This is a genomic window from Actinomadura rupiterrae (assembly GCF_024172125.1).
In the GTDB taxonomy this organism is placed as follows: Bacteria; Actinomycetota; Actinomycetes; order Streptosporangiales; family Streptosporangiaceae; genus Spirillospora; species Spirillospora rupiterrae.
Genome location: NZ_JAMZEA010000018.1, coordinates 206,254 through 213,733, shown reverse-complemented (window position 1 = coordinate 213,733; position 7,480 = coordinate 206,254). Strand labels below are relative to the sequence as shown.

The 7,480-nt window shown below is 73.4% G+C and carries 7 protein-coding genes; 3 read left to right on the top strand and 4 right to left on the bottom strand.

The window, feature by feature from the left end; translation table 11 throughout:
- Window positions 1-108: 108 nt before the first annotated feature.
- Window positions 109-1,191: a DNA integrity scanning diadenylate cyclase DisA gene (gene disA / locus FHU30_RS43835; RefSeq protein ID WP_308211507.1), complete on the bottom strand. Its 1,083-nt coding sequence runs from the start codon at window positions 1,189-1,191 to the stop codon at window positions 109-111.
- Window positions 1,192-1,303: 112 nt separating this feature from the next.
- On the bottom strand, window positions 1,304-2,824 hold the full coding sequence (radA, locus tag FHU30_RS43830) for a DNA repair protein RadA (RefSeq protein WP_253883637.1): 1,521 nt from the start codon (window positions 2,822-2,824) through the stop codon (window positions 1,304-1,306).
- A gap of 179 nt (window positions 2,825-3,003) precedes the next feature.
- On the opposite strand from radA, the gene FHU30_RS43825 reads away from it, so the two are divergent.
- Entirely contained in the window at window positions 3,004-3,918 is a 915-nt protein-coding gene (locus FHU30_RS43825; protein ID WP_253883636.1) for an SGNH/GDSL hydrolase family protein, read from the top strand.
- Between the two features lie 36 nt (window positions 3,919-3,954).
- Here FHU30_RS43825 and FHU30_RS43820 read toward each other — a convergent pair whose 3' ends face one another.
- Window positions 3,955-5,013, bottom strand: coding sequence for an alpha/beta fold hydrolase (locus FHU30_RS43820; RefSeq protein ID WP_253883635.1), 1,059 nt, complete (start codon window positions 5,011-5,013; stop codon window positions 3,955-3,957).
- Window positions 5,014-5,103: 90 nt separating this feature from the next.
- Window positions 5,104-5,802, bottom strand: a complete 699-nt coding sequence (locus FHU30_RS43815) for a class I SAM-dependent methyltransferase (RefSeq protein WP_253883634.1) — start codon at window positions 5,800-5,802, stop codon at window positions 5,104-5,106.
- A gap of 159 nt (window positions 5,803-5,961) precedes the next feature.
- Between FHU30_RS43815 and FHU30_RS43810 the strand changes: the two genes are divergently transcribed.
- Together FHU30_RS43810 and FHU30_RS46765 are read left to right on the top strand one after the other, a co-directional pair.
- Window positions 5,962-6,846 (top strand): sugar phosphate isomerase/epimerase family protein, encoded by an 885-nt coding sequence (locus FHU30_RS43810; protein WP_253883633.1) that lies wholly within the window; start codon window positions 5,962-5,964, stop codon window positions 6,844-6,846.
- Entirely contained in the window at window positions 6,843-7,478 is a 636-nt protein-coding gene (locus FHU30_RS46765; protein WP_308211506.1) for a TetR/AcrR family transcriptional regulator, read from the top strand. The genes FHU30_RS43810 and FHU30_RS46765 overlap by 4 nt, the downstream gene beginning before the upstream one ends.
- Window positions 7,479-7,480 lie beyond the last annotated feature (2 nt).

Sequence of the window (7,480 nt, the reverse complement as noted above, 5' to 3'; positions counted from 1 at the left end):
GCAGCCCAGCCCCCGACGCACGGCAGCCCGCACGCCCGCAGCCGGCACGCCCCGCAGCCCGCGCGTGCCCGGAAGCCCTGCCCGCGCCGGGGCGGGCAGGGCTTCGGGTCAGACGTAGCGTTCGAGGATGGAGGACTCGGCGAGGCGGGAGAGGCCCTCGCGGACGCTGCGGGCGCGGGACTCGCCGACGCCGCCGACGGCCTGGAGGTCGTCGATGGAGGCGGCCAGCAGCTTCTGCAGGCCGCCGAAGTGCTCGACCAGCCGCTCGACGACCAGGCTCGGCAGCCGCGGGACCTTGGCGAGCAGCCGGTAGCCCTTGGGGGAGACGGGCAGGTCGAGCGAGTCCGGCCCGGCGAAGCCCATCACCTCGGCGACCGTGGTCAGGTCGAGCAGCTCGTTCGCCGACAGCACGTCCAGGTTCGCCAGGACCGTGCCGACGCCGACCGCGCGGGCCTCGGCGGACGGGTAGTCGCGGACGATCAGCTCGCGGTCCACGTCGACGCCGGAGACCAGCTCGTCCAGCTGGAGCGAGAGCAGCCGGCCGTCGGTGCCGAGCTCGACGACGTAGCCCTCGATCTCGTCGGCGATCCGGCGGACCATCTCCAGCCGCTGCACCACGGCCGACACGTCCCGGACGGTGACCAGGTCCTCGATCTCCAGGGCGGAGAGCGTGCCGGACACCTCGTCCAGCCGCAGCTTGTACCGCTCCAGGGTGGCGAGCGCCTGGTTGGCCTTGGACAGGATGGCCGCCGAGTCCTCCAGGACGTAGCGGATCCCGTCGAGGTAGAGCGCGATGATGTTCATCGACTGGCTCACCGAGATCACCGGGTGGCCGGTCTGCCGCGCGACCCGCTCGGCCGTGCGGTGCCGGGTGCCGGACTCCTCGGTGGGGATGGTGGAGTCGGGCACCAGGTGGACGGCGGCGCGGACGATCCGGTCGCGGGTGTCGTCCAGCACGATCGCGCCGTCCATCTTGGCGAGCTCGCGCAGCCGGGTCGCGGAGAACTCCACGTCCAGCTCGAAGCCGCCGGTGCAGATCTCCCGCACCAGCGTGTCGTAGCCGAGCACGATCAGCCCACCCGTGTGGCCGCGCAGGATGCGCTCCAGGCCGTCCCGGATCTGGGTGCCCGGGGCCACCGCGGCGAGCGTGGCTCGGCGTCGTTCGTCATGACCCTTGTCGATTGCTGGCACCTGGCCCCCGGAGGTCGCTTACCGGCGTCAGTTTACCGAGCGGGCCGCGCGGACGGCCCCTCCCCTGGTCGCAAGCGTGACGCGGACGGAACTTTTCGGTGAGGCGGGCCTGTCAGGGCGCGGTGAAGGACACCTGGAGCGCCTGGGTCAGGCTGTCCACCTCCATCACCTTCATACCCTCGAAATCGCTCAGCTGGGGGTCGGCGCGCCTGAGCGGCGACCCGTCGCCGAGCTCCAGCGACCCGCGCGGCACCACGGCGTGCCGGAACCCGAGCCGCGCCGCCTCGGCGAGCCGCCGCTGGACGCCCGGCACCACGCGCACCTCGCCCGCCAGCCCGACCTCGCCGAGCGCGATAAGGGTCTGCGACAGCGACTGCTCGACGGTGGAACCGGCGACGGCCAGGGCCATCGCGAGGTCGACGGACGTCTCGGTCAGCCGCACGCCGCCGACCGTGGAGACGTACACGTCCTGCTCGTGCATGGAGATCTTGCAGCGCTGCGCGAGGACGGCCAGCACCATCGCGACGCGCGAGGCGTCCAGCCCGGAGTGCGCGCGGCGCGGGGACGGCAGGTGCGACTTGGCGACCAGCGCCTGCACCTCCGCGACCAGCGGGCGCCGCCCCTCCAGCGTCACCGTGACGCACGTGCCGGGCACCGGCTCCTCGCGCCGGGTCAGGAACAGTCCGGACGGGTCGGGCAGCCCGACGAGGCCGACTTCGGACAGGTCGAAGCAGCCCAGCTCGTCGGTCGGGCCGTACCGGTTCTTGACCGCGCGGATCATGCGCAGCCGGCTGTGCCGGTCGCCCTCGAAGTAGAGGACGACGTCGACGAGGTGCTCCAGCAGCCGCGGCCCGGCGATCGCGCCCTCCTTGGTGACGTGCCCGACCAGCACGACCGTGATGCCGCGCTCCTTGGCGACCCGGATCAGGTTGGCCGCGACCTCCCGGATCTGGGTCACGCCGCCGGGCGCGCCGTCCACCTCGGACGTCCCGATCGTCTGGATCGAGTCGACCACCAGCAGCACCGGCTCGACCGCGTCGATGTGCCCGAGGATCGCCGACAGCTCGGTCTCGGCGGCCAGGTACAGGTCGTCGGTGATCGCGCCGACCCGGTCGGCCCGCAGGCGCACCTGCTCGGCCGACTCCTCCCCGGTCACGTACAGGACGGGCGTCCGCTCGCGCACCTCGCCGTTCTCGAGCGGGCCCGTCCCGGCGCGGTTGGAGGCCAGCGGATCCTGCGCGGAGCCCTTGCCCGTACGCGCCTGCGGCGGGACGGACGCGAGCGCCGGAGCGGACGCCAGCGCCGCGACCTCCAGCAGCAGCGTGGACTTGCCGATGCCCGGCTCGCCCGCCAGCAGCAGCACCGCCCCCGGCACGATGCCGCCGCCGAGCACCCGGTCGAGCTCGTCCAGCCCGGTGGGCCGGGTGCGCGCGGACCGCACGTCCACCTGCCCGATCGGACGCGCCGGAGCCGACACCGGACCGGCCGAGACGACCCGCGCCGGCGTGGCGGACGCGGCCTCGACGATCGAGCCCCACGCCTGGCACTCGCCGCAGCGCCCCACCCACTTGGACGTCTGCCACCCGCACTCGGAGCAGTGGTAGGCCGCCCGCGCCGTCTTCGCCTTCGCCATGCGCCGAAGCGTACGGCCCGGCACCGACAGTCGCCCTGCCACCCGCCACGACCTGGCCAGACTTTCGTCACTTCCCGTGTCCGGGCGGTGACGCCCGCGCCCGGACCCCCTACGTTGACCACGCGAGGCCCGGCCCGGGGGAGCGCCGACCAAGGCCTCCACCGCGAAAGGACCGGGACATGCGCACACTCGCGACCGCCCTAGCACTGACGATCACCGCCGCCACACCCCTGCCCGCCGCAGCCGCCACGACCCGCCCCAACCCACCGACCACCGCCGTCGCCAAGGCCGCCGAACCGCGCCCCGCCAAGGCCGCCCAGGAGCTTCGTTACGTGGCGCTCGGCGACTCCTTCACGGCCGGGCCGCTGATCCCGGCGCAGCGCGGCCTGCCGGGCTGCCTGCGCTCGGACCACGACTACCCGTCCCTGGTCGCCGCGTCCCTGAAGGCCCGCCTCACCGACGTGAGCTGCAGCGGAGCCGAGACCACCCACATGACCCACCCGCAGGTCACCACGCTGGGCGTGAACCCCGCGCAGCTCGACTCGGTCACCTCGTCCACCGACCTTGTGACCTTGGGCATCGGCGGCAACGACGTCGGCTTCGGCAAGATCGCGCTCACCTGCGCGACCGCGAGCCTCACCGCGCCGAGCGGCGCCCCCTGCGCGGCCCTCTACAAGAAGACGCTCGACAAGCGCATCCAGGCGACGGCCCCGAAGGTCGCGGCCGTCCTGCGCCGCATCCACGCGAAGGCTCCGCACGCCCGCGTCCTGCTGGTCGGCTACCTGCGCCTGCTCCCGGACGCCGTCGGCTGCTGGCCCAGCGTCCCGGTGGCCACCGGCGACGTCCCGTTCCTGAACACCACCGAACGCCACCTGAACACCATGCTCGCCACCACGGCCGCGGCCAACGGCGCCACCTTCGTCGACACCTACGCCGGCTCCAAGGGCCACGACGTCTGCGCCCCACCCGCGAACCGCTGGGTAGAGGGCGTCCTCCCCTCCCACCCCGCAGCCCCGTACCACCCCAACCAAACCGGCATGCAGGCCACCGCCACCCGCGTCCTCTCAGCTCTCGGCAAGATCAAGAACACCTGATCCGACGAGCCCGGACGCGGGCCTTGCAAGCGGGCCTCAGAGGTTGAGGGACTTGCGGGTTCGGGCTATGTGGTCGCCCAGGTGGTCGGAGACGGCGCTGGGGCTTTCGAGCATGGCCATGTGGCCGACGGTGGGGATGACCTCCAGGCGGGCGCCGGGGATGCGGTCGGCGAGGGTGAGGGAGTGGCCGACGGGGGTGAGCATGTCGTTCTCGGCGCCGATGACGAGGGTGTCGATCTTGGCGAGGTGGGCGCACTCGGAGATGACGTCGGTGGTGATCATCGAGTGGAAGAAGTCGATGAGGGCGTCCATGCGGGTGTCGGTGGCCATCTGCTCGGCGAAGGCGACGGCGGCCGGGCTGGCGCCTGGGCCGAAGGCGGCGTAGTCCTCGAAGAGCAGGACGCCGTCGCGGCCCAGGTGGCGGACCTTCTCGATGAGGGACGAGCTGGCGCCGACCATCCGCAGGGTGCGGGGGAGGGTGACCTGGGTGAGGCGGGCGACCAGGGCGGGGAGGCCGAGGGTGACCTGGCCCAGGCCGCCGGACGAGGTGTTGCAGACCGCCGCGGCGACGACGCGGTCGCCGAGCAGGTGGGGGTACTCGTCGGCGAAGCGCTGGATGGTCATGCCGCCCATGGAGTGGCCGACCAGGACGACCGGGGTGCCCTCGGGGACGGTCTGCTCGATCACGTCGGCGAGGTCGTGCGCGAGGCGGGGCAGGCCGTAGTCGTCGCGGGCGCCGCCGTCGGAGCGGCCGTGCCCGCGGTGGTCCCAGAAGACCAGCCGGCCGAGGCCGCGCAGGGCGCGGCGCTGGAAGTGCCAGGAGTCCTGGGTGAGGGTCCAGCCGTGCGAGAAGACGATCGCGAGGTCGGTGCGGTCGTCGCCGTCCACCTCGGCGTAGAGCCGGGTGCCGTCGGACGCGCGGACCGGCGTGGGCCGGCCGCGCAGCGAGCCGAACGGCTCGGACGCGTACGGGTCGGTGCGGCTCTTGAGGCGGCGGACGGCGCGGCGCTGCGCGGCGACGCCGGCGCCGAGCAGCGCGACGGATCCCGCGCCGACGGCGGTCGCGGTGAGGGTGGTGCTGACGGCGCGGGTCATCGGACTCCCTGGGGCCGGAGGGGTGGCGGGCCAGGACAATTGTTGTATATGCCGTCTAGTAGGCGGAAGTGGTTGTGACCTACCAGTCAGTCAGTTGTGCCGCCACCACAGGTTCACGGCGTAGTCCACGGTGAGGCCGGAGTGTTCGCGCTCGAACCCGGCGGCGAGGCGTTCGGGGAACTCGATGCGCAGGACGGCCGCGAGGTCGGCGCGGCTCTCGAACTCCCAGCGGATCATCAGCGGCTCGCGCTGGAAGCCCCGGCGCGTCCAGAACCGCTCGACCGCGTCCGGGTCGTAGGACGGCAGCCCGCGCCGGAACCAGCCGCCGAACGTCGAGCGGGTCGCGTCGTTGTCGACGATGAAGACCGTCCCGCCGCGCCGGACGACCCGGTCCAGCTCGGCGAGGCCCGGTTCGCAGCCGGGCCCGAAGAAGTACGCCCACCGGACGTGGACGATGTCGACCGACGCGTCCGGAAGTGGCAACGCCTGCGCCGCGCCCACACGGACCGTGACGTCCGGAAGGTCGCGGACGCGGCGGCGCGCGGCGGCGGCGAGGCCCGCGTGCGGCTCCACGCCGACCACCCGGGACGCCTCGGCGGCGAACCGGGGCAGGTGGAAGCCGGTGCCGCAGCCGAGGTCCAGGACCGTGCGGCCCGCCCAGGGCGCGATGCCGCGCATCGCCGCCTCGATGGCGCCGTCCGGGTCCACGGCGCGGTTCTCGATCTCGTAGACCGAGGGGGAGTTCCAGATGTTGGGGCTCGGCACGGCGCCCGGTGCGATCTCGACCACGGGAGCAGAGGGTAGTCACCCGGGATGTCGGGAAACGCGGATCACGTGAGGGCGAGGGTTGAGGGCGGGCCCCGGGCGCATAGGCTGGCGGCGAACGCACCCGGCGGCGCCCGTCGCCCGCCGCCCGGGACCCGTGCGAACCGAGACGGCGAGGGAGCCTTGACCCCGCAGCACAACGGCACCGCATCTCCGGCGATCCGCGTCCCGGACGCGCCGATCACCCTGTCGACCGCGTCGGTGTACCCCGAGAAGGTGCCGAGCGCCTTCGAGATCGCCGCGCTGCTCGGCTACGACGGCGTCGAGGTCATGGTGTCGACCGACGCGTCCTCGCAGGACCTGAGCGTCCTGCGCCGCCTGTCGGACTACCACCAGGTGCCGATCAGATCCATCCACGCGCCGTGCCTGCTGCTCACCCAGCGGGTCTGGGGCCGCGACCCGTGGGGCAAGCTGATCAAGTCCAAGGACGTGGCCGAGGAGCTCGGCGCGGACGTCGTGGTCGTGCACCCGCCGTTCCGCTGGCAGCGCGAGTACGCGCGCGACTTCATCGACGGCCTGGCCCGCATGCAGGACGAGACCGATGTCCGGTTCGCGGTCGAGAACATGTTCCCGATCAAGGCGCGCGGCGCGGAGGCGGCGATGTACGCCCCCGACTGGAACCCGGTCGACCAGCCGTACCCGTTCGTCACGCTCGACCTCTCGCACACCGCCGTGTCCAAGTCGGACGCGCTCGACATGGCCGTCCAACTGGGCGACCGGCTGCAGCACGTCCACCTCGCCGACGGCGTCGGCGTCACGAACAAGGACGAGCACCTGGTGCCCGGGCGCGGCAACCAGCCCTGCGGCCCGGTGCTGGAGAAGCTCGCCGAGGACGGCTTCCGCGGGCAGATCGTCCTGGAGGTCAACACGCGCCGCGCGTCCAGCCGCGCCGACCGCATGGAGGACCTCGCCGAGGCGCTCGCCTTCGCCCGCCTCCACTTGGCCGCCGCCGAGCGCTCCTGGGAGGTCAGCGCGAGCGGCGAGGTCACCCCGCGGCCGGCGCGGTGACCGGCCCGGCCGCCGGCGAGTCGGTCGCGCGGCGGTCGCCCGGCCGCCCGGCCGGACGGACCGACACGCGCGAGCAGATCCTCGCCGCCGCCCGCGAGATGTTCGCCGACAAGGGGTTCGACGGCGCGTCGCTGCGCGGGATCGCGCGCGCGGCGGGGGTCGATCCGGCGCTCGTGCACCACTACTTCGGCGGCAAGGAGGGCGTGTTCGTCGAGGCGATGCGGTTCCCGGTGAACCCGGCCGAGCTGCTGCCGCGCATCCTGTCCGGCGATCCGGACCGGATCGGCGAGACCCTCGCCCGCGTGTTCATCGGCGTCTGGGACGACCCGGACAAGCGCGCCCCCATCCTCGCCATGCTGCGCAGCGCGATGACCAACGAGCGCGCCGCCGGGCTGGTGCGCGAGTTCGTCTCGTCGGCGCTGCTGGAGCGGGCGACGGCGATCCGCGGCGTCTCCAGGCTGCGGGTGCAGGCCGCGGTCGGCCAGCTGATCGGCGTGATGATCGTCCGGCACGTCGTCCGGATGGAGCCGATCGCCTCCGCGAGCACCGACGAGCTGGTCGAGCTGCTCGCCCCCACCCTCCAGCGCTACCTCGGCGACGAGCCCGCCGGAGACGACCGCCCCACCGCCTGATC